General features: G+C 46.2%; 1 protein-coding gene. It reads right to left on the bottom strand.

The features are described from left to right. The coding region (locus tag R7044_RS25065) for a tRNA1(Val) (adenine(37)-N6)-methyltransferase (protein WP_225455978.1) at nucleotides 1-668 on the bottom strand (668 nt) is incomplete at its 3' end. Between the last annotated feature and the right edge of the window lie 94 nt (nucleotides 669-762).

Raw genomic sequence — 762 nt, 5'->3', positions numbered from 1 at the left:
CCGTCTGATGAGTGAATGATCAAATGTGACTCTTGAGTATCGCAAGGTTGCTTTGCCAGTTCAAACAGCAAACGGTGCACGGGTTTCTTTTCCGATGGTTGCACGCGGCACAGTCGAGATAGAGACCAACCCTGGGTTAATGCTAGTTCAATAAATAGCTCCCCTTCGGTGATTGGCAGCACAAAGCTGGCTTTTCCTTCTGTATCTAGCAACTGATAACAACAGTTAAGCAACGCATCATGGCGTAGGGAGTCGGTATGCCTAGCGGTTGCTCGCTGGCTTTGTTTAGCTTGCTCACCAGTGTTGAAATAGGGTGGGTTGCAAACAATGCGTTGAAAGCGTTGCGGCGGCGAAAAAATCAAAACATCGGTATGCTGAACTGAGAGTCGGTCGTGCCACGGCGAGTGCGAAAAATTGTGGCTTGCGGCTTCAACTGCTGTGGTTTCGATATCAACGGCGGTAATTTTTGCGTCAGGAAAGCGTTGAGCACACATCAAAGCGAGTAACCCTGTTCCTGTCCCGATATCCAAGATATGGGCAGGGCTCGGACTTTCCATCCACGCGCCAAGCATCACGCCGTCGGTACTCACCGGCATGCCACTTTCGCCTCCTTCGATACAAAACTGCTTAAACTTGAAGCCTTTAGTTTGAAATTTTCCGCTCTTCATGATTGTTTTTTATCTGCTCAATATTTAAGTGAAATTCTCTATTGTTTCTTATTTGTATAGATTGTTGTTTTGTTGGTTATTAAATTGTATGGTT

The sequence above is a fragment of the Vibrio sp. 1402 genome, from assembly GCF_033340275.1.
Note: the sequence above shows the minus strand (reverse complement) of the source record. Positions and strands in the feature narration are given on the sequence as shown.